We start from the raw sequence: 25395 nt of genomic DNA, 5'->3' as shown, positions 1-25395 counted from the left end.
ACTTAGGCGACTAACTTCGGTTTTTCACGTGCATTGGATCAACGCAGTAAAATCCGTCTAAAGGATTATAGTTTGCCCCAGCGCGAAAAAAAACCCAAGCAGCCGCAAACCAATCGCCGGAAAGCGGAGCACAAGAGCGACAGACAGAGCCGGCCGAAACACCTCTGGTCCGCGGAGGTCACCGAGCACAGCGATGCACTCGATCTCGAAAACCACGTGTTTGCGCGCAAACCGGCGGAAATCGCCCAATCGCTGAAGCGTTCGGCCGAACACAGCCACCGGCGGAAAACGACGCCGTTTCAATCGGCGATGTCGATGCTCAACTTTTATATTAATCGTGCCGGCAAAAACCTGACCGCCAAACGCCGGCAGACGTTGGATCGCGCCAAAGACGAATTGCGCAAGGCATTTGGCCGGACGAAATAACAAGACGAAATAATCAATAATGACTTTGCTTGTGCACTAAACGCGCTTGCCGGGGGGCCGAACCCGGCTGACGCCGTGCGTGGTCTTCTCCCAATAGAAAGGTCGAAGCATCAAATCGAGAACCGCGCGATAAGCGGCAAATGAAATCGCGAGCCAATAGACCGGCAGAAAGAAGACGGAGAAGAGACGTCGCAACTTACCCGACCCGGCGGATGTAATCGCGATGAGCGATGCGGCGGAAAGATAACCCGTCGCAAGGTTCGCTCCGCACAGCCAAAGCAGAAAATCGCTCTCGGGCAGAACCCCGATTCCCAACACGGTGTAGATCGCGGCCAGAACATAGAACCACGGATGGCAGAGCATCGAGACGAGCATGGCGCAAATCGTCACCTGAAAGCCCGCAAACTTCCACGGACCGAGATCGCGCCAAAGCCGGGAGGGGCGGCGCATGTGAACGAGATACGTCTGCATCCAGCCCTTGATCCAGCGCGTACGCTGACCGAGCCACGCACGCCACGTCGTCGGCGCCTCTTCCATCGTCTCCGAGTCGACGAGAGACACTTCGTACCCGAGGCGAGCCAGTCGAATTCCGAGATCCGCATCCTCGGTGACGTTGAATGGATCCCATCCGCCGCATTTGAGAAGAACGTCGCGCCGGAAATGATTTGAAGTTCCGCCGAGCGGAATGGGCCACCTGAGATAATCCAACGCCGGAAGCAGCCCTCTGAAGAGCGCCGCGTACTCGAGCGCGAACTGCCGGCTGAAAAAGGACTCGTCGATATTCGAAACTGACAGCCGCGCTTGCACGCACGCAAGACGCGGTCCGCCTTCGATGAAGGCATGAGCCGCGCGGCGAAGCTGATCAGCGTCCGGAACGTCCTCGGCATCGAAGACCACCACGAGCGCGCCCCGCGCATCCTGCAACGCGTAGTTCAGCGCCCTGGGCTTCGTTTTAGGCTGGCCCTGCGGAACCGTTACCGTTCTCATGTTCGGATAAAGCCCGGCGCTCGCGATCGCCCGCCGCGTCGCGTGATCGTCCGCCTCGGTGATGAAAAGTATTTCGAGGAGTTCGCTCGGATAATCGAGACGCGCGAGCGCATCGAGCAAGCCCGGCACCACGGCAACCTCCCGGTAGAGCGGGATGAGCACGGAGAACGTCGGCAACCGGCTGTCGAACCGCCGGTCGAAAGACCGCCGTTCCGGTCGTCCCTTCGGGTTCCTCCACGCCTGCCAAAACGCGACCAGCCGAACCGCGGAGATCATGAAGAACGGCAACGTGATGGTCAGCGACCAGAGAACGAGGCCGAAATCGCTGAGCAGGATCAGCCCGGCCGTCAGCGCCGACAGCGCCAAGAAGAGGAAGGCACGCTGCCAAGCAAGGAGTGGAGAAGCGGCGGAAAAGTCCGGCGCCCGCCGCCGCAAGTCGTTGACCGCGCGGTCAAGTTGCCCAATATCGCGTTGAAACTGCAAGTGCGACGAACCGAGTCCGCGGACAACAGCGCGCGACGTACGTACGGCACGCGCAGTCGGCGTTTTTGACCGAGCCCCAAACATTCAGCCCCTGGTTGGCCCCCCACGGCGACCGCCCTCGCCCAGCCAGTGACAAAGTATATGCTCAAGGTGTGCAGATTTGAAAGCTGGAAGACGCGCGGATTTGCGATCTGTCCGCGAGGGGAGCAATAAGAGCGGATGAAGATGCATCGACGAGTCCAGAACGCCCTCCTTGCCTTCACCGTTTTCGTGACATTGGCGCTCGGCTGTGCCGTGTCGGCCTTCTCGGAAAATGCGGGACCGATACGAGTTGCAGCAGCGGCCACGGAAACCGCGACGGACGCCGCACCCACGCGCCGGGTCGTCATTCGGTTTCTGACCGACAGCGATTTCCCGCCCTTCAACTTCTATGATGAGGACGGAGTGCTGGTCGGGTTCAACGTCGATCTCGCACGCGCCATTTGCCTGGAACTCGGCACGTCCTGCGATATCAAGGCCCGTCCTTGGGAAGATCTTTTCGCGGGCCTGAAGAACGGCGAAGCCGACGCCGTCATCGCCGCTCACAAGGTGACGGGCGCAGCGCTCAAAGACGTCGACTTCACGGATCGCTACTTCCACACCCCCGGGCGGTTCGCCGGACGCAGGGAGCAGCCCCAAGTCGAAATGACACCGAGCGGCCTCGATGGAAAGCGCATCGCCGTTGCGCGCGGCACCGCACACGAGGCCTTCCTTAAGGCCTTCTTCCGCGATAGCCCCCTCGCGATATACGAAAACGCCGACCTGGCCCGCGAGGCATTAGCCGCCGGCAAAGCCGACTTCATTTTCGACGATGGCATATCCCTCGCCTTTTGGCTGAACGGAACGTTATCGCGCCAGTGTTGCGAAATGCGGGGCGGCCCCTTCTTGGAACCGAAGTTCTTCGGCGACGGCATCGCAATTGCCGTTCCGAAAACCGATCCTGGCATTAGGCTCCTGCTGAACAAAGCTCTGGAGCGAGTGAGGGCATCGGGGCGGTTTGAAGAACTCGTTCAACGCTACTTTCCCGTCAGAATTTATTGAGATTAATAGTCGTCGAAGCTGGGCGTCGCGCAAAAGCAAGCCTAATACTTTTGCATTCTCCCAGCGGACGGGTCTCAAAACCGCGAACCTTTGTCGAGCATGTTTAAAACCATCGCCCGGGCCGTTGTTCTTGCGTTCCTGTCGGTCGCGCTTCTCGCGCCGATTGAAGGCGGCGGCGAGGCCCATGCCGGGTATTCAAAATCGGGCGCGCGTAAATATTCTGCGAGATCGGCGCGCGCAAAATATAAGGCCGCCCGCCTCTATCGAAACCGCTTGGCGAGGCGTGCTGCTATTGCCGCCAAAGCGCGGGCCGCGGCAGCACGGGCAGCCCAGGCAACAGCCGATGCCGCGACCAGGCGGCCGCAGAAGCTCCTGACGAGAGCTGAGATCTTGGCATCCGATCCTGCGCGCCTCGAACGGCTCGGCAGCCGCCTCGTCGTGGGTTTCGCGAGCTTCTCTGAGGTCAAACCTCTCGTCGAGAAAAAAGCCATCTCCGGCATCTTCATCACCGATCACAACGTACGCGGCCGCAAGGCCGCCGATGTGGCCAAAGATATCCAGGATCTGCAGGACATCCGCAGAGCCCAGGGTATGCCGCGTCTCATCGTGGCAGCCGACCAGGAAGGCGGTTACGTTTCGCGGTTGTCGCCGCCGCTCAAATGGCAGCCCACACTCGGAATGATCATCGCCAAACTCAAGACCGATAGCGAACGCGAAAAGGCCGTTCGCGAATATGCGGAAACGCAAGCTCGCGAACTCGACCGCCTCGGCATAACGATGAATTTCGGCCCCGTTGTCGATCTGCGGCTCGGCCAGGCCTCCCGTGACTATGGTGAAACACGCATCTTCTGGCGCGCCATCGACGGCGACCCCTATCTCGTCGCCAAGGTCGCCGGCTGGTACTGCGATACCCTGACGAAATTCAACATCATCTGCACGCTCAAGCATTTCCCCGGCCTCGGCCGGGTGGCGCGCGACACGCACGTCGCGTCCGGCGAACTCACCGCAAAGGAAAGTCAGCTCGAGCTGAGTGACTGGCTGCCGTTCCGCCGCGTCATGACCCAGCCTGGCATCGCGACCATGGTCGGCCACGTGCGCGTCGACGCCATCGACAAGGAGACGCCCGCGTCCTTCTCCGATGCCGTGATCAACACGGTGATGAGACCGCGCTTCGAAAACGATGGACTGCTGATCACCGACGATTTCAGCATGGGCGCGGTGACGGGTTCGAAAGACGGACTTGGCGGCGCCGCGGTGAAAGCCGTCAACGCCGGGGTCGACTTGATCCTCCTCTGCGCGCTCGATGCGCACTTCGACATCCTCATGTCGGCATTGATCGAGGCCGACACCAAGGGCGAGATGGCCCACGCACGCGAAGCGGAATTTCAAGAACGGCTGAAGCGATACGTCTTCATCGATGACCGCGAAATTCCACCCTCGACGCCGGTTCAGGCCGAACAGCTCGGCCCCTCAATCTCGCCGTGAGGCCGAACCTGCCGCGTCCAATCCGCTTATGAGCTGAGCTAAAGCGGCGGCGACGTATTGCTCGCCCCACTGCCTGCCGGATTGGCCGCGCTTCTCGGATCTGCAGCGAGGAAATGGCGCACGATCGACCAACGGTCGCCGCGAAGCGCGTACTCCATCGAATAATTTCCGCCAAGCAATGTGCGGGTTCCCTTCCGCTCGCCGCCTAGCCTGTAGACGACCGGACCGCTGACCGTCGCGACACCGCAGTCCGACGTCAGAAAAGAAGGCTTGATTGAAATCATCGGATGCTTGGCGAGCAGATCCTTGTAGTACGAGCGGATCGCCTCAGCGCCGTTCTGAAGATTGCCCTTGCTCGTGGTCAGCACCGCATCTTCCGCATAAAGCGCCGAAAGCCGCGCCGGATCGCCGCTCGCAAATTCCGCCCTCCACCGATTGAGGAGTTGGACGATCTCGACGTCCGACAGCTTTCTGCACGCCGCATCCGCCTGCACAGGCGCCGCATGGATGCACGTGGCGGCCGCCGCGATGCTTGCGATCGAAACAAAAGCCAGCGATTTGAGCACGCACCTGACGATTAAGGATCCGTTCATGCCTTCGATTCCTCCGAGCCTCCCGGATTTTTGACGATTCCCGCCCAAAGATGAACCTGGCCTCCGTCGCGTGCGGCCGGCTCCCCGCAGGGGAGTCGCACGCGACAATCAAAAAATCCGCACGCGACAAACAAACACCTGTCGAAGGCCCGCGCAGAGCCGATTGCCAAGCATCGTTGCGTTTGCTACAAGGCGCCAGAAATGAAGCGCGGGCCCCGGCGGCAAAACCACCGGCGTCGGTGTTTTTGTGCATCCCGACAATCAGGATTCATTAGAGGATACAACCGCTTGCAGGTTCTCGTTCGCGACAATAACGTTGACCAGGCTCTCAAGGCGCTAAAGAAAAAATTGCAGCGCGAGGGCGTCTTCCGCGAGATGAAACTTCGCGGCCATTTTGAAAAGCCCTCTGAAAAAAGAGCACGTGAGAAGGCCGAGGCGATCCGCCGGGCCCGTAAACTCGCTCGTAAGAAGCTCCAGCGCGAAGGCCTCCTTCCGAGCAAGCCGGCTGTGGCCCGTGGCGGTCCCGGTGGCAAAGGCGGCCCGGCAGGCGGTCGTGGCGGCGCAGGCGGTGGTGCCGGCGGCGGCTTCGGCGGCAACAGCGGTGGCGGCTTTGGTGGCGGCGGTTTCCGCAGCGGCGGCGGCGCAGGTGGCGCTGGCGGAAGCGGCTTCTAAGCTTCGGCAAAGCTATTCAGATATTCAAAGGCTCGCGATTTTCGCGGGCCTTTTCGTTTTTCCGGTGCGTCCGTTCTATTGCGACCGCCCGGCACGCAGCCTGCTGATCCAGTGATCGACGATGCCGAACGACGGCCCGTCATGAATGACGTGTCCGCCTCCCGGTATGGTCCTGATCTCTTTGGGTTCATTGGCAGCCTGGAATAGCCGCTTCCCCATCTCTACCGGCACGACGTCATCGGCTTCGCCATGCAGGATGAACAGCGGCGCGCGAACGTCGCGGATGTGGCCAATCGAGTCGTAGCGATCCTTCAGCAGCCAGCGGACCGGCAGCCACGGATAATACATCGCAGCAAGTTCCACGATTGACGTATAGGGGCTGTCCAAAATCACCCCCGCCACTTTGTGCTCGCGTGCGACCTGGATAGCGACGCCGCTGCCGAGCGACTCTCCGTAAAGAATGATGTCGTCGGGACTGATGCCCTCTTTGACCAGGGTGTCATAGGCAAGCTTCGCATCGGCGACGTTGGCAGCCTCCGAGGGCGAGCCCGTTGACCCGCTGTAGCCGCGGTACGCCATCATGAACATCCCGCGTCCGCGCTCGAGATACCGGCGAATGGTTTCGCGCCTCAGTTCCAGCGCGCCGCCGTTGCCGTGGAAATAGAGAATGGTCGGTTGACCGGGCTTCGCCTTGCCATACCAGGCGACGATCTTTTCGCCGTCCGGCGTCGAAAGTATCCGCTCCGATACATGCGGCAGGCTCGCAGCCGCCGGCGTCGTCCGCGCCGGATCGGGGAAATAGATGAACTGGCGCTGAGCGATGTACATGACTCCCACAGCTGCCGCGTAAATAGCCGCGGCAGTCGCGACGACGACTTTAAGTATCAGAAGCATAACGAGCTTGTTCTAGCGACCGCGCCGGACAAGGTAGCCAATCCTGTTGCCCTCCCGCTCTCGAATTCTTTCGAGCGCCGCCATAACGTCAAGCCCGTGCAGCGGCACGCCGGTATCGGCGACCGCATCCTGATTGAGTTTCAGCAGTTCGTGATAGATGGGCTCTGCCGTCTTGTGCAGCATCGCGACGACGGCCACGGTCTTCCTCGGCATATTGATGGGAACGCGCGGAAATACCGAGGAAAGAACGTCCTTTGCGCCCTCCGAAAAATGCGAGGCGAACCGCCCGAGCACCGAGACGAGCTTGATCGCAGCCGTCTCTTCGAACCGGTAGTTGAAGCGCTCCATCCATTCGAACAGCTTGTCCATCGTGAAATCTTGGAGGCGGATGCCCGCGGTCTCGCGGTAGTCCTGCCATTCCGCGACGAGGTCGAAACCCGATTCCATATCGATGTCGGCGGGTGCGAACGTCAAATCCGTGGCAACGCCGACGCGGTCGAGAAAATCTCTGTTTTTCCGCGCGATCTTCGTCGGATAAGTCGGCAGTTTGAACATCCCGAAGCTGCCTTGCTCATAGGCAAGCCTGACGAGCTTCGAGCAGAACAGGTTGCGCGTGTCGTCGGTCCGCATCGAAAAATCGTAGAGAATGCGTTTGCCGCCCTTCGCACGCGACGCGGCGACATAATCGAAGATGCATTTGGCGGCTCGCGCCGCAAGGTCCGCATCGCGATTGCGATAGAGCACCGCCCGGACGATGTTGTGATCGAGCGCTTTCGCCAGCGGATTGATGACCGCACCGTCTTCTATCAGGCTCTCGACCATCCAGTGATCGCCGGCCGGATCGATGTACACGATGCCGATGTGGCTGAACTGGCTGTCGACATCGCCGATCCGCGCGATAGCAGCACTGTTGTGAGCCGTGCCGCGAACCAGAATGACGTCACCCGACCGGAAGTGCTGTGCGGTGCCGCTCCGGTAGAACGGATAGTTCACGAGCGTGTTGTTGTCCGAGCCGGTGAACCCGCGCAGCAGATAACCGCCCTCGCCCGCGCGCGGATGCCCGGTGGTGATCTCGCCGAGCATGTCCGAGACATAGCGGAGCACGCGAAACACGTCGCGAAAGCCCTGCGTCACGTCAGGAGTCATCAGCCCAAGCATTTCGTAGTGCTCGAGATGATTGCGCAGGCCGACCCGAAGATCGAACAGCCGGTACATCAGGCCCTGCGCGTGCTTCGCGATCTCCGCAACCTCGTAATCGTCAAAACGCGCTTTGGCCGCGCGCTCGTAGATATACTGGAGATTGCGCGCCAAGAGGTCCGCACTCGTGACCGGCGTCGCCGCAAGGATTTCGATGTGCTCGATATCTTTTTCGAAAGACGCCGACGCCACGGGAGCCAACACGGAAATACCCTCAAACCTGCATTCAACTGATGCAGAAGCTATAGCAGACCAAATCCGGCGCTGCCGGGCAACCGCTCGATCGGCAAACGCATGTTGCCGATCTGCCCCTGAGCCCGCCGGGATCTTTACTCCGCCAGAGCCTTAACGATCTCTTCCGTCATTTTCTTGGCGTCGCCCAAAACCATGACGGTGTTGTCGCGGTAAAATACCGGGTTGTCGATGCCCGCATAGCCGGAAGCCAGCGAGCGCTTATTGAAGAATACCGTCCCCGCCTTCCAGACCTGGAGCACGGGCATACCGTAAATGGGCGACGACTTGTCGTCTTCGGCCGCCGGGTTGACGACGTCGTTGGCGCCGATGACGTACACGGCATCGGCCTGTGCGAACTCGCTGTTGATGTCCTCGAGCTCGAAAACCTCGTCATAGGGGACGTTGGCTTCCGCCAGCAGCACGTTCATGTGCCCCGGCATACGACCCGCAACCGGGTGAATAGCGTATTTCACCTCGACGCCGGCCTTCTTGAGCGCGTCGCCCATCTCGCGAAGCGCGTGCTGCGCCTGCGCCACGGCCATGCCGTACCCGGGCACGATGATGACCTTGGACGCGTTCTTCATGACGTAAGCCGCGTCTTCCGCCGACCCGAGCTTCACGGGCTTTTGTTCGCCCCCGCCCCCAGCGGCTGCAACCGTCTCACCGCCGAACCCGCCCGCGATGACGGACAGGAATTGCCGGTTCATGGCCTTGCACATGATGTAGGAAAGAATGGCGCCCGACGATCCCACGAGCGCGCCGGTGATGATCAACGCGACATTGCCGAGCGTGAAGCCGATGCCGGCGGCCGCCCAGCCCGAATACGAGTTCAGCATCGACACGACGACCGGCATGTCCGCGCCGCCGATCGGAATGATGATCAACACGCCGAGCAGGAGGGCCAGGACAACGACCAGCCAGAACAGCCACGCCGAACCGGCGGACACGATGAAGCTGTAGATCACGAAAATCAGAAGCAGGCCGAGACCAGCGTTGATGACATGCCGCATCGGCAGCAGGATCGGCTTGCCGGACATCCGCCCCGAGAGTTTCGAAAAGGCAATCACCGAGCCCGTGAACGTGATGGCGCCGATGGCGACGCCAAGCGACATCTCGAGCAGGCTGCCTCCCTTGATGCCGGCGGCCGGGTCTGAGGGATCGACGAGAATGTTGAACGCCGACGGCGCATAGAGCGCGCTTGCCGCCACGAACACCGCCGCCAAGCCGACGAGCGAGTGAAATGCAGCCACGAGTTCGGGCATCATCGTCATCGGGATTTCGCGCGCCGTCTTGGCGCCGATGAAGCCGCCGATGCCGATCCCGAGAACGATCAGGATCCACGACGTCGCGGTCGGCTCAGCTAGACCGAGCGTCGTCAGGATGGCGATCGTCATGCCGATCATGCCGTAGAGATTGCCCTTCCGCGACGTTGCCGGGCTCGACAACCCTCTGAGTGCCAGAATGAACAGAACCCCGGCGGCGAGGTAGAGCAGTGCGGCGACATTTGCGGACATTGGATCGTTTCCCCGGTCCCGTTATCTGATGTCTTCGGCGGTTCTCATTGGCCAGTCGAGCGTGAGCGTCAGCCGTCCTTCTTCGCCGGCGCGTCCTTTTTCTTGTACATCGCAAGCATGCGGTTGGTGACGAGGAAGCCGCCGAAGATGTTGACCGACGCCATCATCAACGCGAGGAAGCCGAACACCTTGGCGATGCTGCTGTCTGACGACGTCAACGAAACGCCGACCGCGAGAAGCGCGCCAACCACGATGACCGATGAAATCGCGTTGGTGACGCTCATCAGCGGCGTGTGCAGGGCGGGCGTAACCGACCAGACGACGTAGTAGCCAACGAACACCGCGATCACGAAGACCATGAATTCGTAGACGGAAGGGCTGATCGGCGCGCCTTCGGCCGCGAAAGCCGACGAGGCGGAGAAGAAGAACACTGCAAGCGCAGCAAAAAGCGGTGTCGTCACGCGCATGGCGAGGCTCCTCATGCCGTCTTCGTCGCGAAATTCGGATGCACGAGCTGACCGTCCTTGGCGACCAAAGTCCCCTTGATCAGCTCGTCGTCCCAATTGACCGCAAGCGTCTTTTCCTTCTTGTCGATCATCGTTTCGATGAACGCCAAAAGGTTGCGAGCGTACAAGCTCGAAGCATTGACCGCGATCGTGCCGGCAAGATTGAGCGGCCCGAAAATCTTCACACCGTTCGGCGTCTCGACGGTCTTGCCGGCTTCGGTCAGCTCCGTATTGCCGCCGCGTTCGGCCGCGAGATCCACGATGACGGACCCGGGCTTCATGCTCTCGATCATCGCACGCGTGATGAGCTTCGGCGCCGGACGCCCGGGAATGAGCGCCGTCGTAATCACGAGGTCCTGGTTCTTGATATGGTTCGCGATAAGCTCGGCCTGCTTCGCTTGATATTCGGCGCTCATCGGCTTCGCGTATCCGGCAGCCGTCTGCGCCTGCTTGAATTCATCGTCCTCGACCGCGATGAACTTCGCGCCGAGCGACTGAACCTGCTCTTTCGTCGCCGGACGAACGTCCGTTGCGGTCACCTGCGCGCCAAGCCGCCGCGCTGTGGCGATGGCCTGCAGCCCGGCAACGCCGACGCCCATGATGAAAGCCTTGGCGGCCGGAACGGTGCCGGCAGGCGTCATCATCAACGGCAGCGCTTGTCCGAACATCGAAGCGCCGTCGACGACCGCTTTGTAGCCCGCGAGATTGGCCTGGCTCGACAGCACGTCCATGGATTGGGCGCGCGTCGTCCGCGGCATCAGTTCCATGGAAAACACCGTACCGCCGCTGCCCGCGAGTGCTTCAAGACCCGCGCGATCGCCGAACGGATCGATCATCCCGGCGACGATGGCGCCTGGTTTCAATGCCCGGATGTCTTCAGCGGATGGCCGGCGCACGGCGAGCAGAATATCGGCACCGGAAAGCGCGTCGGCGCGGCTGACGATCTCGGCCCCCTGAGCCCGGTAGGCATCGTCGGAGAAACGCGATCTGAGACCCGCCCCCTGCTCTATGCGCACGCGCGCGCCGAGGGCTGAGAACTTTTTGACAGTGTCGGGCGAAACCGCAACGCGCGGCTCGTCGGCCGGTTCACTGGTAACAGCTATCGTAACCATGTCTCGGTCCAATTCAGCGGGAGGGACTGCGCGGCCGATATGAAAAAGGGCAGCCCTTATACGGCCCGCCCCGTTTTGAGTCTGTCTGTTGTGCCTGGGAAACCGAGCATCAGACCAGGAAGAACTTCATTCCGGCCAGCAGGATGACGAGAAAAACGATGCCGTACTTCGTCAGACGGAGAAACATCTGGTAGGTCTCGACGTGCTGCTGATAGTCCATTGACGGACTGCCCTTTGACGTATCGATGCTCAAGGCTTTCTCCCCTAGGCGGTTGGTTCGTTTCCTGGTTGGTATCTCAAGTCGCCGCGAGCTTCAAGGTGTCGCAGATCAATCGAGCGGACGGGGGGCTGACGCCGATCGCCGCTGGATCTGCAGAACCACCAAGCAAGAATGAAAAATCGACGCGGACCGGCGTGGAGCGCTAGACCGCGACCTGCGTGCCGACCTCGACGACCCGATCTGTCGGAATCTGGAAATAGGTCGTCGCATCCTCGGCGCTGCCTGCAAGCGCGATGAACAGGCGCTCCTGCCAACGCGGCATTTCGGATTTCGCCGTCGTCCGCAACGACCGCCTCGACAGGAAGAATGATGTCGAGCCGATATCGATGTTGAAGTCTTTGCGGCGCGCATGCTCGAGGATCTTCGGAATGCTCGGCGTCTCCATGAAGCCGTAACGCGCAATGATGCGGACGAAATGATCCGAAATCCGCTCGATCGTCAGCCTTTCCTGCCGTGCGATGCGGGGCGTCTCCTCGGTCCGGATCGAGAGCAGGATGTTGCGCTCATGCATGACCCGGTTGTGTTTCAGGTTGTGCATCATAGACGTCGGCGCGGCATAGGGATCGCCGGTTAGGAAGACGGCAGTTCCCGATACGCGATGCGGTGGCTTCGCTTCGAGCTTGCGCACGAGCCAGTCGAGATCCGCCTCGTTTCGCTTCGTGACTTTGGCGAGAACGCGCGTTCCCCGGACCCACGTGAACATGATGATCGCCAGCATGCACGCAATCGCGAGAGGCACCCAGCCGCCTTCGAAGAGCTTCAGAATGTTGGCCGAGAAGAACGCCTGTTCAATGAGCAGAAGCGGAATGACGATCAGCGCTACGCGCCAGAGCGGCCAGCGCCAGCACTTCCAAATGACGAAGAACGCCATCAGCGTATCGATGACCATGGCGGCCGTAACCGAAACGCCGTACGCCGCCGCCAGATTGGACGACGTGCGGAACGCGAAAATCGCGACCAGAACGGCGATGAAGAGGATCCAGTTGACCCTCGGCATGTAGATCTGGCCCGCCATGCTCTCGGACGTATGCCGGATCTCGAACCGCGGCACGAGCCCGAGCTGGATTGCCTGCCGCGTAAGAGAAAATGCGCCCGTTATCACAGCCTGGCTGGCGATCACCGTTGCGAACGTCGAAAGAATGAGCATCGGGATCAGCATGAAATCGGGGTAGAGGCGGTAGAACGGATTCTCGACCGCGGCCGCGTCGTTCATGACGAGCGCACCTTGCCCGAAGTAATTGAGAACGAGCGCGGGCATGACGAAGTACACCCACGACGCCGTGATGGGACGGCGGCCGAAATGTCCGAGATCGGCGTAGAGCGCTTCGGCGCCGGTACAGGCCAAAAACACGAGCCCCATCACAGTCAGTCCCAGGAACCCGTGATGGTAAACGAACATCATGCCGTAGACTGGGTTCAGCGCAAAAAGCACATGCACATTATCGGCGATATGCGCGAGACCGCCGAGCCCCAGCACGACGAACCAGATCGACATGACCGGACCAAAAAAACGCGCGACCCGATCGGTGCCGCGCGATTGCATCCAGAAAAGAAAGGCGAGAACGATGATGGAGACCGGAATGACCGCTCGCTCGAATTGCGGCGCGATCAATTTAAGGCCCTCGACCGCGGAAAGCACCGAGATCGCCGGCGTAATGACAGCATCGCCGTAGAAGAACGATGCGCCGGCAATGCCGAGCGCGCCAAGCAACGGAGCGCTGCGCCGGGCGACCGTCTGCCCGAGTGCCATCAGTGCGAACATGCCGCCTTCGCCCTTGTTGTCGGCACGGAGCAGCAGCAGCACGTATTTTATCGTGACGACGAGCGTCATCGCCCAGAAAATGAGGGACAGTACGCCGAGCGCAGCCTCGGCGGTCGTCAACCCGCGATGGGCGGCGGCAGTTATGGCCTCCTTGAAAGCATAGAGCGGGCTGGTTCCGATGTCGCCAAAGACGACGCCGACCGAGCCCACCGCCAATGCCCAGAAGTTCTTACTATGATGCCCTTCGCCGACGCCGTATTCGGCGGCGGACTGACCTGAAGCGGGCGCTTGTGCCATTCAGGCACCTCGACCTTATCTGAGGCTGCATCGCAGCAAAGTGGCGGGCTTCTACTCCCACGTCAGGTCATTGGGAAGCGGCAAATTCGCCTCCCACCCCCCGCAAACGCCGGTTCTCCGCTTGACAATGCCCTTGGGAAGGATTCGTCGCGCCCCCTCACCGAGGATTTTTGCTGCCATCGTAATGCCGCCCTCAGCCGATTTTCTCCAATTCGTCGATCATTCCTTCGATGACCTTAAGCCCCTTGTTCCAGAACTCCGGATCGCGGGCGTCGAGCCCGAACGGGGCGAGAAGTTCGGAATGGTGCTTCGAGCCACCGGCCTTCAAGAGGCTGAAATATTTCTGAACGAACTCGGGATGTGCTTCGGCATAAAGACCGTACAGAGAGTTCACGAGGCAATCGCCGAAAGCGTAGGCATAGACATAGAACGGCGAGTGGATGAAGTGCGGAATGTAAGTCCAGAAGACTTCATAGCCGGGCTTCAAGTCGATCGCCGGTCCTAAGCTTTCCGCCTGCACCTCGAGCCACAGGCTGTTGATCTGGTCGGACGTCAATTCGCCCTCCCGGCGCGCCTCATGCACCTTGCGTTCGAACGTATAGAACGCGATCTGGCGCACGACGGTGTTGAGCATATCCTCGACCTTGCCGGCGAGCATGGCTTTCTTCTCGCGCAGATCCTTGGTCTCGGAAATGATTGAATTGAACGTCAGCATCTCGCCAAACACCGACGCCGTTTCGGCAAGCGTCAATGGCGTCGGTGCAAGCAGCGGACCCTGATCGCGCGCCAGCCACTGGTGCACGCCATGACCGAGTTCGTGCGCGAGCGTCATGACGTCCCGGGGCTTACCCAGATAATTCATCATCACATAAGGATGCACTGACGGAACTGTCGACGCCGAAAACGCGCCCGGCGCCTTGCCCGGCCGCACAGGCGCATCGATCCAGTTCTTGTCGAAAAACTGCTTCGCGATCGTCGCCATCTCGGGCGCGAAACCGTTGTAGGCGCGCAGCACGATCTGTTCGGCTTCGGGCCACGAAATCGTCCGCTCCGGCTTGTCCGGCAGCGGCGCGTTTCGGTCCCATGACACAAGCTTCTTCTTGCCGAGCCACTTCGCCTTCATCGCATAATAGCGATGCGAAAGCAGCGGATAGGCAGCTCGCACGCTCGACACGAGCGCATCGACAACTGGCCCTTCGACGCGGTTGGCGAGATTACGGCTATCCGCGACGTCCTTGAAATTGTGCCAACGGTCGGAAATCTCCTTGTCCTTCGCGAGCGTATTCGTGATCCGCGTGAACAGGGGCAGATTGGCCTTGAAAACCTTGGACAGCGCTTCTGACGCCGCCTTGCGCTTCTTCTCATCCGCATCCGACAGGAAGTTCAGCGTCGGCTCCAGCGACAATGGCTCCTTGTAGCCTTTGACCTGGAAGCGGAGCGACGACATCGTCTCGTCGAACAGCCGGTTCCACGCTGCGCGGCTCGTCTGCGATTTCTCCGTGAAAAGCGTCTCGATCTTCTCGTCGAGCTGATGCGGCTTCTCTTTCCTGAGATCGTCGAACCAAGGCTTATAGCGCTTGAGGCTTGCGTGCTTCAGCGCCTCGTCGATGACAGCATCGTCGATCTGGTTGAGTTCCAGCTCGAAGAAAATGAGATCGGTATAAAGCTTCGTCAGCGCTTCCGAGATATCGGCGTTGAACTTGGCGCGCGCCGGGTCCGTCTGGTTCAGGACGTAGTACAGCCCCGAAAAAGAACCGAGCTTGCCCGTGAGATCGGCGAGCTTCTCGTAGTCCTTGATGGGCGCGATCAGTTTGTCGCCGTCTTTCGCGAGGTCCGCGAGACGACCCTGGTATGTCGCCTTGATGCGCGTCGCCTCAGCGGCAGCCTCTTTGAGATCCCGCCGGATTTCAGGTGCATCCGGACCCGAGTAGAGGTCGCTCAGATCCCATTCGGGCATCGCTCCAAGCGACTGCCCATCTGCGGGCGATTGCGAAGGAGCTTCTGGGGCGAGGTTGATGTCCGAAAAAGACTGACTGCGCATGGGTGTCCTTTACAAACGGAAATTTCGTGGTGGCTTACCACAGGCTCGCCGAAGATGAAATTCGAGTGGGCTTGTGCCCCTTTTGCGAAACTGACGGCGCATCGAGTGGGCTCTGCAACGTCCGAAACAGTCATCGCGAGCAAAAACTTCCGCGCCACATCAGCCGCTTACCGATGCGCGAAGAATATTGTGCCAATCCGAAACCTTACATTTACCCTTGTCGGGCAATCTTCACTCGTTGCGTAAGTTCTAGGTCACCGCGTGTTTGAAGCTGGGTCAATTCCGGCGTCGCCCGCAGCAAGCTGACCGGTATGTCCGTAAGAGTAAAGTTGCGTGCAAATGTCCAAGCGTATTCTCATCGTCGATGACGATCCTGCCCAGCGTCGCATTCTCGAAGAAACGATCAAGCGGTTCGGTTTCGAGACAAGAACTTGCGGTTCCGGCGAACAGGCGGTCCAAATTCTCGAAGGCCCCGAGCATTCACAGATTGGCTTGGTGCTGCTCGACCTTGTCATGCCCGGCATGGACGGCATGGCGGTTCTCGATCGCATCGGCCGTGTAGCCGGCATGCCGCCGATCATCGTTCAAACGGCGCATGGCTCGATTGAAACGGCCATCAATGCGATGCGCCGCGGCGCAGTCGATTTCGTCGTCAAACCGGCTTCGCCCGAGCGGCTCGACGTATCGATCAAGAGTGCCCTCAAGATCGAAGCGCTCGCTGACGAGATCAATCGCATCAAGAAGACGGTCGACGGCACGCTGACCTTCGGAGATCTTGTTCTGCGCGGCGAAGCCATGAAGCGCGTCATCACGCTCGGCAAACGTGCGGCTGCTTCGAACATCCCCGTGCTGATCGAAGGCGAGAGCGGGGTCGGCAAAGAGCTGATCGCACGCGCCATCCAGGGCGAGAGCGATCGCGCCGGAAAGCCGTTCATCACCGTGAACTGCGGCGCCATCCCGGAAAATCTCATCGAAAGCATCCTTTTCGGCCACGAAAAGGGAGCCTTTACCGGCGCTGTCGACAAGCGCATGGGTAAGTTCCAGGAAGCCGACGGCGGCACGCTCTTCCTCGACGAAGTCGGCGAGCTTCCGCTCGAAGCACAGGTGAAACTGCTGCGCGCTTTGCAGGAAGGTGAGATCGATCCCGTCGGCGCCAAGCGGCCGGTGAAAGTGAACTTCCGCCTCATCTCCGCGACCAACCGCGACATGATCCAGCAGGTGAAGGACGGCAAGTTCCGCGAGGACCTCTATTACCGCCTCAACGTCTTCCCGATTTTCGTGCCGCCGCTACGTGAGCGCGTGGAAGACATTCCAGAGCTTGCCCGCCACTTCATTGCCCGCTTCGCCGCCGAAGAAGGCAAGCGCGTCGCGACGATCTCCGACCGCGCGATGAAACTGCTTCAGTCGTATTCTTGGCCCGGCAACGTCCGCCAGCTCGAGAACGCAGTTTTCCGTGCCGTTGTTCTGGCTGATGGACCGGAGCTTTCCGTTGCCGAATTCCCGCAGATCGCAGCCCACGTCGAAGGCTTCGAGACGGAGATCCCGGCAGCGCCCGCAGCCGTTCAGAAGCCGCCGGCATACACCGGACCGGCTCTCCTCGGCGCCGAGAACACCGTGCCGCACACGGTCGAAATGAAGTCGCAGATTTCCGGCAGCTCGCTCGGCATCCAGGCGGTCGCGGAGGACGGCGAAATTCGCTCCCTCGAGGCGATCGAAGCCGACATGATCCGATTGGCCCTCGGCCGTTATCGCGGACACATGACGGAAGTGGCGAAACGGCTCAACATCGGCCGCTCGACGCTCTACCGGAAGATGCAGGAATACGGATTAGAGCCCCGCACCAACTAAGCACCAAAAGACCCGGCGTGAATTCGGCAGAGTTCGGACCCCGCGCCGGAGTACGCCGAGTCTTGCCTGACGAGCTTCACCTAGTCGTCACATTCTCGCCCGGTGGCCGAACTATCTAATTACGTGAGAGCGGAGGCCCCTTCGTCCTCACCCGCAAAAGCCCTGGCTGCATCCGGGGCTTTTGCATTTTTGGGATACCGCGACATGAAGCTGCGGCCCGGCACGACACAGAATTCAATAAAATCGCAACTTTCTTCGCCCAATTTTGTTAGCTAAGCGCATTCGTCGGACAGGCGGCGTCATTATTGCCGGCATACGCTTCCAGAGCACGAAACAGCAACAGTTTCGCCACAGCGCTGTGCAATACAGCCATGTCGCGCGATCGGGCTAGTAAGGCGGAGTGCTGGCGCGTATCTAGGGCCGGTAACTAAGAGGTGAAAATTTCTATGCGTGTCGCGACACTTCTGGCGGTCGGCCTGCTGCTGACCACCGGCTCGGTATCTGCAGCCTTCGCTGTTGAATCCGATACTGCACAAACCGATAAAGCGGATCGCGCATCGACTGCAGACCCCGCACCCGATGATAGATCTGGAGGCGCCACGTCTGACGCTCCGCAGACCGCAATGCGGCCGGAGACGACGCCTGAGACGACGCCGGAAACACCGCAGGTTGCACCTTCTTCAACACCGCCCGCCGAGTCAGCTGATGCGCCCGCTGCGGCAACTGCACCCGCTTCTGCCGAGCCCGCCCAAGAGCCCGCCAAGACTGAAACCGCTGCGCCCGCTGACGCTGCTGCAGCACCCGCCGAGAGCACCGCGGCAGCCCGCACGATCGTCCCCTCGGACGACCTCCTCTATCTTCCCGTTTCCCGCTACCTGCAGGACAACGCCAAAAAAACGTTGGCAGGCACCGACCAGGCGGATCGCCAGGTCCTGATCCAATTCTACGATTCCCGCATGGGCTCGACGCTTTGGGTGGGCAAGACCGGTTACAACGACGCCGCAAAAAACGTCATCGCGACCCTCAAAGACGCTGACAGCTGGGGCCTCCGTGCGGCCGACTTCAAAATCGCTGATCTCAAACCTGGTGCCAATGGCGAGTTCAACCTCGACGATCTGACCGCCGCCGAGACACGGCTGTCGCTCGCCGCGATGGAATACGCGCGCGATGCGCGTGGCGACCGGATCACGGACCCGTCTTCCCAGCTCGGTACGTATCTCGACCGGAAACCGGTGGTTCTCGATCGCAGAACAGTCATCGATAGTTTGGCGAGCGTCCCGGACAAGGGCACGTATCTGACCGAGCTTCACCCGAAGCATCCGCAATTCATTCGTCTGCGCGAAAAGCTGTTGGCACTCCGCACCAATGCCAAAGAAGCGGAAGCTCTGAAGATCGCGGACGGCCCGAAGCTGATGCCCGGCGCCAGCCATGCCCAGATCGCGATCCTCCATAAACGCCTCAAGGTCGCTGCCGCGACCGTAAAGGACGACGGCTCGCCCGCAGACGACACCTACTACGATAAGGCGCTCGCCACCGCAGTCGTCGCTTACAAGGAAAGCAAGGGAATTCAGCCGGCCAATCCCTCGATCACCGCAGCGCTACGCCGGTCCCTCAACGCCAGCAACGACGTGAGCGACGCGAAGCTTGTCGCCAACATGGAAGAGTGGCGCTGGATGCCGGATGACCTCGGCAAATACTACATCATGGTCAACATTCCCGAGTTCAAAGTCCGCGTGATCTCGGACGGCCAGGTCATTCACGAGGAGCGCATCGTCTCGGGCCGTCCCGATACGCAATCGCCGATCTTCTCCGAAATGATGCGGACCGTCGTGATCCAGCCGCGCTGGAACGTGCCGGATTCCATCAAGATCAAAGAGTTGTTGCCGAGCCTCAGAGCCGGCGGCGATCCGCTTCGCCGCCAGGGCCTCGTCATGGAGCGCAACGGCCGCAAGATGGATCCCTACAGTGTCGATTGGAATCGCAACGACATTCGCAACTTCAACGTCTATCAGCCGCCCAGCGGAAGTAATGCCCTCGGCGTCGTGAAGTTCCTGTTCCCGAACAAGCACGCCGTCTATTTGCACGACACGCCGAGCAAGAGCCTCTTCAATGAAAGCACGCGTGCGTTCAGCCACGGCTGCATACGCGTCCGCAATCCTGTGAAGCTTGCCGAAATCCTTCTGGATAAGGACAAGGGCTGGGATGCGTCCATGGTCCAAAACCTCATTGCGAAGGGGCCCGAGGAAAACGAAATCAGCCTCGACCAGCCGGTACCCGTCCACGTCACGTATTTCACCGCTTGGGTCGACGACAGCGGCGAAGTCCAGACCTTCGGCGACGTCTACGGTCACGAGAAGCGGATCAATCTGGCGCTTGCCGGCCGCTGGAACCAGATCGCCAAGGCCGACGAAAAGAAAGTCTCGCCTGAGGATATTCCGCAGGGTGACGGTTGGGGCGGCGACGGCTTCGGCTCGCTGTTCGGCAGCTACGACGAACGCGACAATCGTGGCCGCAAGAAATATGACCCGGGCCTCGGCGGCTTCTTCAAGCAGGTTTTGGGCGGGTTTTAACCTCCGCTAACTGATCTTCCGCAGCCGGCCGATCCCTGATTGGCCGGCTGTCGTTTGTCCGGACCTGAGCATTCCGGCCATTTTATCGCCCTTTCCAACCGTTTAAATGTTCGAACAGGATAGTTACCGCCTCTTAACGGTTCGGGATTAACCGTTAATGGCCGAGCATTTTTGGCCCCAGTCGGGCTCGGGGATTTAGTAGGGACGGGGGAATTCGTGGCCTTTCGCCGATCAGGCCTGGTTTTGGGCTCGTTGACGCTTGTTGTGTCCGTGTTTCTGCACGCCGATAAGATGACGGCGGCAGGCGAACCCGAAGAACGCACGATCTCGCTCTATCACATCCACACCCAAGAGCGCTTGACCGTCACGTACAAGCGCAACGGCCAATACATTCCCGAAGCGCTGAAGCAGATCAATTGGATCATGCGCGATTGGCGCAAGAACGAGGTCAAGGAAATCTCTCCGGCAACGCTCGATATCGCGTGGGAGATGCACGAAGAACTCGGCTCCAAAGAGCCCATAAGTATTATTTGCGGTTACCGCTCCTCGGGCACCAATGAAATGCTGCGCCATACCCGCGGCGGCCAGGCCAAACAGAGCCAGCACATCACCGGCAAGGCGATCGACATCACGTTCCCCGACATTCCGCTGAAAAAGATGCGCTACTCCGCATTGATCCGCGAACGCGGTGGCGTCGGCTACTACCCGACGTCAGGCATCCCGTTCGTTCACATCGACACCGCAAACGTCCGCATGTGGCCGCGCATGCCGCGCCAGGAACTCGCTCTGCTCTTCCCGAACGGCCGCTCGAAATACGTTCCCGACGACGGCCGGCCGATCACACCGAGCGATGTCAAGGCTGCCCAAAGCAAGTACAGCGAACTCGCAACTCAGGTCGCCGAATTCTTCCACGATCGCCGGACGCCCGGCACGTCTAGAACGATGGTTGCGTCGGTCGGAATCAGCCCGCCGAAAAAGAGCCTGAACGTCGTCGCGTCTCTCGGAAACCCATCGCGGCCCGTGGCCCAAACGGCAGACGGCTCGCTGCGCCGAAACGTCAACCTGACGACCGAACCCGATCCGGCCCTGACAGCGCCGCGCCCGTTTGCACCGGCACAAGTTGCTTCGCTTGAGCCCGATGCTCAACCGGCGCCCCAGCTCAAGTCCGCGCCGAAGCTTGTCGATCGCTCGTCACGCTTCACGCTTCCCTCGCAGGCGGATCGCGGCAAGCTCGACGCCTTGGTGACGGCCGCAGCCACCATGCCGGTGCCTGAACTCGTCCAAGGACCACGCCCCGCCGTCCGGCCACAAAAGGCCCTGGCAGCCGTCGCCCTGGCTGAAACCCGTCAGCCCGCAGCGCCGTCACCGGCGGCGCGTGTCGCGAGCCTCGATCCCGCCGTCGGCACCGACATGCACCCGGCAAGCCTCGGCAACGGCTGGGCGCAAGCCCCGCAATTCGACGACGACCACCCTGACGAACTCGATTATCGGCCCTTCCCGCTCGCGCCGCTTCTGAGCGACACGCCGGCCCCGCGCGACCAGCTTCTTGCCGAAATGCAGGCCCCCGACGTCGCGGCGACCCTTGATGTTCTGGATGACGTCGGCGGCATCGTGCCGATGAAGCTGAGACCCGGCCGGCAATTGGCGGAATCGTCGAAGTCCGACCAGTTCCAGGGCAAAGCCGTGCACGCCGAAGCCCTGCTGGAGATCGAGCAAAACAGAATGCCAGCCGGTATTGAGAGCAGGCCGGTTCAAACCAGCGCGCGCTGACCCAGTCAGACCTGCACGGCCTGAGCGCCTCGCTTCAGCGAGAGCTGACCCGCTTCAGCCACGAGTTGTCCCAGCGCTAGAAAATCGTCGCGCCGCGGACTGGAGCGCCGCCATGCGAGCCCAATGGACCGCGCTGGCTCGGGGTCGACAAAGCGGATGATCTTGATCTCCCGGCTCCGGCCTTCCACCCCGAGGCAGATTTCAGGAAGCAACGTGATCCCAAATCCTGCCGACACCATCTCGACGATGGTCGAAAGGCTGGATGCACCGAACGTATTGACGTCGTCGACCTGTTGCAGACTGCAGTACGTGAGCGCCTGATCGCGCAGGCAATGCCCCTCTTCCAGCAGAAGCAGCCGATCGTGCTCGACCATTTCCTTCGTCGCGCGAACGCGGCCGGAGAGCTTCCTCGACTTCGGCAGAGCCAGCAAAAACCTGTCTTCGAAAATCGGCAGCGTTTCGATGTCGGGATTCTTTATCGGAAGAGCGAGAAGCAGAACGTCGAGCTTACCCTCGACGAGTTCTTCCGTCAGAGGCTGAGTTTGCGTCTCGCGAACATGCAGCTCGAGGTCCGGATATTTGGCCTTGAGAAGGGGCAGCAACGGCGGCAGCAGATAGGGCGCGACTGAGGGAATGACTCCGAGCCGAAGCGTGCCCGAGAGAATGCCGCCGGCGTGCTGCGCATAATCGACGAGATTGCGGACATCGTTGAGCAGCCGCTGCGCACGAATGGCAATTTCCTCGCCCTTCGGCGTCAGCTTGATGCCGCTGCGCGTGCGCTCGACGAGCGCGATCCCGAGAGACGCCTCGAGATCCTGGATTTGCATCGAGAGCGCCGGCTGGGTCACCGCACACGCATCGGCCGCGCGTCCGAAATGCTGCTCGCGCGCGAGAGCATCGAAATACCGAAGCTGCTTCAGAGTAACGTGGGTCATCAGCGGGACTAATGCATAGGACAAGAAATGACGATTTGTCCTTATCACAGTCGAGCGGTACCGTGAATAATCCGACGCGTGGAAACGATATCACTTTTCCGCGCGCAGATAGACGACCGCCGTGAGGCTGTCATCGCCAGCACCGTCCCGGCCCCCAGCGCCGAATGGGGATGGGGCGGTGCTGTTTTCAGGTTGCAAGGGTAACCAGAAAAGCCCGCGCAGGGGCCCCGATCGGCACGCGAGCAAACGTGCCGCAAGCACGAGGCAGACGCCTACTCGGCGGCCATCATCTTATCGACGACCGAGGTGTCGGGAACAGTATCCAGCATGCCGAGCGCATGCATGTAGACTTCCAGAATGCTTTCCTCTTCCTGCCGCTCCTCGTTCGACTTTTTGCGAAGCCGCACGATCTGGCGCAGTGCCTTGACGTCGAAGCCGACAGATTTCGCCTCGGTGTATTTGTCGCGAATGTCGCTCGCGAGCTGCTTCTTTTCCTCTTCCAAGCGTTCGATTTGCTCGACGAACTGGCGCAGCTGATTTTGCGCTGAGGCTTGAAGCGTGCTCATGAAGGCTCCTACTGATATCAAGTGCCCGCCGACGCTATCGGCCGAGCCTCTTCGCAGCAAGGCGACGAGCACAGCTATCCCAAGGGATAATATCGAGCCGAGGACTTGACGTTGTATATGTCGCGGCGCGACTCACTTCTGTGCGCTGGCGGCCGGCTCGCGGAACTCGCCCGGCGGCCGGCTCCCCGGCGGGGAGTCGCCGGGCTAAACAGAAACTTCTCCCGCGCCGGCGGCCGGCGCGCGGAACGCGTGTCGCCGGCGCCAATGTAAAGAGTCTCTAATGATCCCGCGGCCTGTTCTGCTCGAAGGCCGCCTGCTTCTCGGCGGGCGCATCGGTCTGATATTTGGCTTTCCACTCTTTGAATGGCATGCCGTAGACGATCTCGCGGGCGTCATCCTTGGAGAGCTCGAGCCCCTTGGCTTCGGCGGCGTCCGACATCCAGGTCGAAAGGCAATTCCGGCAGAACCCGGCCAGATTCATCATATCGATGTTCTGAACGTCCGTGCGCGACTGTAAATGCTCGACCAGGCGCCGAAAGACCGCCGCCTCGAGCTCGATTGTCGTCTGCGGATCGAATGTTTTCATATTGAGCTCCTGGCTTCTCCGGCTGTCTCGAAAGGCAATTACGACATAAGCGCCGCTCCAGCCACCCGGAAGCCCCCATCCGAGCCCCTGCCGGACCCCCAGGTCAAACCCGAAGTCTGGCTGCGGCCTCTGATGCCTTGACGCGCGTCAGGCGTTTGCGCAAACCAAGACCAACAATCACAAAACAACCAGGAACCGGCCAGGGCAATATGATGAAAGACGGGTCGAACGGCGGCGTCCGCGAAACTTTGAGCACGCTGTTCGAAGCCGCGCATCGAACAGCTCACCCCTCGGTCTGCCTGCCGGCGCACCTTCCGCCCGTGCCAAAGGGCGGCCGGATTATCGTCATCGGCGCCGGCAAGGGCTCGGCCGCAATGGCCGTCGCGGCGGAAGCGCACTACATCGCCACCGGGCAAGAGAATAAGATATCGGGCCTGATTTCGACCCGGCACGGTTTTGGCCTCCCGACCGGCATCATCAAGATCCTCGAAGCTGGCCACCCGGTCCCCGATGCGAACTCGATCGTCGGCGCTGAACGCGCCATCGCCCTTGCCAAGAGTGCGGGCCCCCACGATCTCGTGCTCTGCCTGTTGTCGGGCGGCGCATCGGCCATTTGGGCCGCGCCCGTCCAGGGCGTCAGCTTCGAAGCGAAGCAGGCTCTGACGAAACAGCTGCTCAAATCCGGCGCACCGATCTCGGAGATGAATTGCGTTCGCAAGCATCTCTCCGAAGTCAAAGGCGGCAAGCTCGCAGCCGCCGTTTATCCGGCACGCCTTCTGACGCTCGCGATTTCCGATGTGCCGGGCGACAATCCCGACGAAATCGGTTCCGGCCCGACGGTCGCTGACCGCTCGACCCTCGCCGATGCACGCGCCGTCCTCGAAAAATGGAAAATCACGCCGTCGCCCGAAATCGCGAAGGCCCTCGCCGACCCCGCGAATGAAACGCTAAAGGCCGGCGATCCGAAGCTCGCGAATTCGACCTACGAAATCGTCGCAGCTCCGAGAGCATCGATCGAAGCGGCGGCGAAAATCGCCCGCGAACTCGGCTACCGCGTCGTATCGCTCGGCGACGACCTCGAAGGCGAAGCGCGCGACGTTGCACGCGCCCATGCTGAAATGGCGCTCGAAGCCAAGCGCAAGCACGAGAAGGTTGCGATCATGTCGGGCGGCGAGTTGACCGTGACCGTCCGCGGCGACGGCTCGGGCGGCCCGAACCAGGAATACGCCCTCGGCCTCGCATTGGCCCTCGATGGCGCGACTGGAATTGCAGGTCTTGCCGGCGATACAGACGGCATCGACGGCGGCGGCGGCAACGCCGGCGACCCGGCGGGCGCAATGGTTTTCCCCGATACGCTGAAGCGTGCGGAGGCCGCCAATCTCAATGCCGCCAAGTTCCTGGAGAACAACGACTCGACCGGATTTTTCCGTCCGTTCGGCGACCTTATCCTCTGTGGCCCCACCCAAACGAACGTCAACGATTTCCGGGTTATCCTTATTGACCCGTAAAATGCGAACGACCTCGGCGACGGACAGGACTTACGACCGGAATTCTCAC

The 25395-nt window shown here is 60.8% G+C and carries 21 protein-coding genes; 8 read left to right on the top strand and 13 right to left on the bottom strand.

Features of this window, described 5'->3' with window-relative positions:
* Window positions 1–72: 72 nt before the first annotated feature.
* Window positions 73–426 (top strand): DUF3175 domain-containing protein, encoded by a 354-nt coding sequence (locus tag K2Q04_RS03440; protein WP_291159258.1) that lies wholly within the window; start codon window positions 73–75, stop codon window positions 424–426.
* A 36-nt stretch (window positions 427–462) separates the two neighbouring features.
* Here the strand turns inward: K2Q04_RS03440 and K2Q04_RS03435 are convergent, their stop codons facing one another.
* A complete protein-coding gene (locus tag K2Q04_RS03435) occupies window positions 463–1980 on the bottom strand; it encodes a glycosyltransferase (protein WP_291159255.1) in 1518 nt (505 codons plus the stop codon).
* A gap of 135 nt (window positions 1981–2115) precedes the next feature.
* Here K2Q04_RS03435 and K2Q04_RS03430 point away from each other — a divergent pair, with 135 nt between their 5' ends.
* Together K2Q04_RS03430 and K2Q04_RS03425 are read left to right on the top strand one after the other, a co-directional pair.
* Window positions 2116–2976 carry a transporter substrate-binding domain-containing protein gene (locus K2Q04_RS03430; protein ID WP_291159252.1) on the top strand — a complete coding sequence of 287 codons (861 nt, stop codon included), beginning with the start codon at window positions 2116–2118 and terminating at the stop codon, window positions 2974–2976.
* A gap of 99 nt (window positions 2977–3075) precedes the next feature.
* Window positions 3076–4461, top strand: coding sequence for a glycoside hydrolase family 3 N-terminal domain-containing protein (locus K2Q04_RS03425; protein WP_291159248.1), 1386 nt, complete (start codon window positions 3076–3078; stop codon window positions 4459–4461).
* Window positions 4462–4499: 38 nt separating this feature from the next.
* On the opposite strand, the gene K2Q04_RS03420 is transcribed toward K2Q04_RS03425, so the two are convergent.
* Window positions 4500–5054 carry an SgcJ/EcaC family oxidoreductase gene (locus K2Q04_RS03420; protein WP_291159246.1) on the bottom strand — a complete coding sequence of 185 codons (555 nt, stop codon included), beginning with the start codon at window positions 5052–5054 and terminating at the stop codon, window positions 4500–4502.
* A 288-nt stretch (window positions 5055–5342) separates the two neighbouring features.
* On the opposite strand from K2Q04_RS03420, the gene rpsU reads away from it, so the two are divergent.
* The gene (gene rpsU / locus K2Q04_RS03415) at window positions 5343–5726 is read left to right on the top strand and encodes a 30S ribosomal protein S21 (RefSeq protein ID WP_291159243.1); all 384 of its coding nucleotides are present in this window, start codon (window positions 5343–5345) and stop codon (window positions 5724–5726) included.
* A 75-nt stretch (window positions 5727–5801) separates the two neighbouring features.
* Here the strand turns inward: rpsU and K2Q04_RS03410 are convergent, their stop codons facing one another.
* The 8 genes from K2Q04_RS03410 to K2Q04_RS03375 all read right to left on the bottom strand — a co-directional run bounded on the left by K2Q04_RS03410 (window position 5802) and on the right by K2Q04_RS03375 (window position 15563).
* Window positions 5802–6620: an alpha/beta hydrolase gene (locus K2Q04_RS03410; protein WP_291159241.1), complete on the bottom strand. Its 819-nt coding sequence runs from the start codon at window positions 6618–6620 to the stop codon at window positions 5802–5804.
* Between the two features lie 12 nt (window positions 6621–6632).
* Complete coding sequence (locus K2Q04_RS03405; RefSeq protein WP_291159232.1) at window positions 6633–8021, bottom strand: YiiX/YebB-like N1pC/P60 family cysteine hydrolase; 1389 nt, start codon at window positions 8019–8021, stop codon at window positions 6633–6635.
* A 125-nt stretch (window positions 8022–8146) separates the two neighbouring features.
* A complete protein-coding gene (locus K2Q04_RS03400) occupies window positions 8147–9565 on the bottom strand; it encodes an NAD(P)(+) transhydrogenase (Re/Si-specific) subunit beta (RefSeq protein ID WP_291159229.1) in 1419 nt (472 codons plus the stop codon).
* Window positions 9566–9633: 68 nt separating this feature from the next.
* Entirely contained in the window at window positions 9634–10032 is a 399-nt protein-coding gene (locus K2Q04_RS03395; RefSeq protein ID WP_291159227.1) for a proton-translocating transhydrogenase family protein, read from the bottom strand.
* An 11-nt stretch (window positions 10033–10043) separates the two neighbouring features.
* Window positions 10044–11183: a Re/Si-specific NAD(P)(+) transhydrogenase subunit alpha gene (locus tag K2Q04_RS03390; protein WP_291159224.1), complete on the bottom strand. Its 1140-nt coding sequence runs from the start codon at window positions 11181–11183 to the stop codon at window positions 10044–10046.
* Window positions 11184–11292: 109 nt separating this feature from the next.
* Window positions 11293–11436: an aa3-type cytochrome c oxidase subunit IV gene (locus K2Q04_RS03385; RefSeq protein ID WP_291159222.1), complete on the bottom strand. Its 144-nt coding sequence runs from the start codon at window positions 11434–11436 to the stop codon at window positions 11293–11295.
* Window positions 11437–11605: 169 nt separating this feature from the next.
* Window positions 11606–13522 carry a potassium transporter Kup gene (locus tag K2Q04_RS03380; protein ID WP_291159221.1) on the bottom strand — a complete coding sequence of 639 codons (1917 nt, stop codon included), beginning with the start codon at window positions 13520–13522 and terminating at the stop codon, window positions 11606–11608.
* A 193-nt stretch (window positions 13523–13715) separates the two neighbouring features.
* Window positions 13716–15563: a M3 family oligoendopeptidase gene (locus K2Q04_RS03375; RefSeq protein ID WP_291159219.1), complete on the bottom strand. Its 1848-nt coding sequence runs from the start codon at window positions 15561–15563 to the stop codon at window positions 13716–13718.
* 339 nt (window positions 15564–15902) lie between these two features.
* On the opposite strand from K2Q04_RS03375, the gene K2Q04_RS03370 reads away from it, so the two are divergent.
* The 3 genes from K2Q04_RS03370 (at window position 15903) to K2Q04_RS03360 (ending at window position 21751) form a co-directional block, all read left to right on the top strand.
* Complete coding sequence (locus K2Q04_RS03370) at window positions 15903–17411, top strand: sigma-54 dependent transcriptional regulator (protein ID WP_291159217.1); 1509 nt, start codon at window positions 15903–15905, stop codon at window positions 17409–17411.
* Between the two features lie 446 nt (window positions 17412–17857).
* Window positions 17858–19981 carry a L,D-transpeptidase family protein gene (locus K2Q04_RS03365; RefSeq protein ID WP_291159215.1) on the top strand — a complete coding sequence of 708 codons (2124 nt, stop codon included), beginning with the start codon at window positions 17858–17860 and terminating at the stop codon, window positions 19979–19981.
* A gap of 216 nt (window positions 19982–20197) precedes the next feature.
* Window positions 20198–21751 (top strand): DUF882 domain-containing protein, encoded by a 1554-nt coding sequence (locus K2Q04_RS03360; RefSeq protein WP_291159213.1) that lies wholly within the window; start codon window positions 20198–20200, stop codon window positions 21749–21751.
* Between the two features lie 5 nt (window positions 21752–21756).
* On the opposite strand, the gene K2Q04_RS03355 is transcribed toward K2Q04_RS03360, so the two are convergent.
* The 3 genes from K2Q04_RS03355 to K2Q04_RS03345 all read right to left on the bottom strand — a co-directional run bounded on the left by K2Q04_RS03355 (window position 21757) and on the right by K2Q04_RS03345 (window position 23838).
* Window positions 21757–22686, bottom strand: coding sequence for a LysR substrate-binding domain-containing protein (locus K2Q04_RS03355; RefSeq protein WP_291159208.1), 930 nt, complete (start codon window positions 22684–22686; stop codon window positions 21757–21759).
* A gap of 272 nt (window positions 22687–22958) precedes the next feature.
* A complete protein-coding gene (locus tag K2Q04_RS03350) occupies window positions 22959–23252 on the bottom strand; it encodes a DUF2312 domain-containing protein (protein WP_092864014.1) in 294 nt (97 codons plus the stop codon).
* A 277-nt stretch (window positions 23253–23529) separates the two neighbouring features.
* The gene (locus K2Q04_RS03345) at window positions 23530–23838 is read right to left on the bottom strand and encodes a DUF1244 domain-containing protein (RefSeq protein WP_291159205.1); all 309 of its coding nucleotides are present in this window, start codon (window positions 23836–23838) and stop codon (window positions 23530–23532) included.
* A 212-nt stretch (window positions 23839–24050) separates the two neighbouring features.
* On the opposite strand from K2Q04_RS03345, the gene K2Q04_RS03340 reads away from it, so the two are divergent.
* A complete protein-coding gene (locus K2Q04_RS03340) occupies window positions 24051–25346 on the top strand; it encodes a glycerate kinase (RefSeq protein WP_291159748.1) in 1296 nt (431 codons plus the stop codon).
* The last annotated feature ends 49 nt before the right edge of the window (window positions 25347–25395 follow it).

The sequence above is a fragment of the Hyphomicrobium sp. genome, assembly GCF_019753045.1.
Classification (GTDB): domain Bacteria; phylum Pseudomonadota; class Alphaproteobacteria; order Rhizobiales; family Hyphomicrobiaceae; genus Hyphomicrobium_B.
The sequence above is the reverse complement of the archived record's forward strand: the minus strand, read 5'-3'. Positions and strand labels throughout refer to the sequence as shown.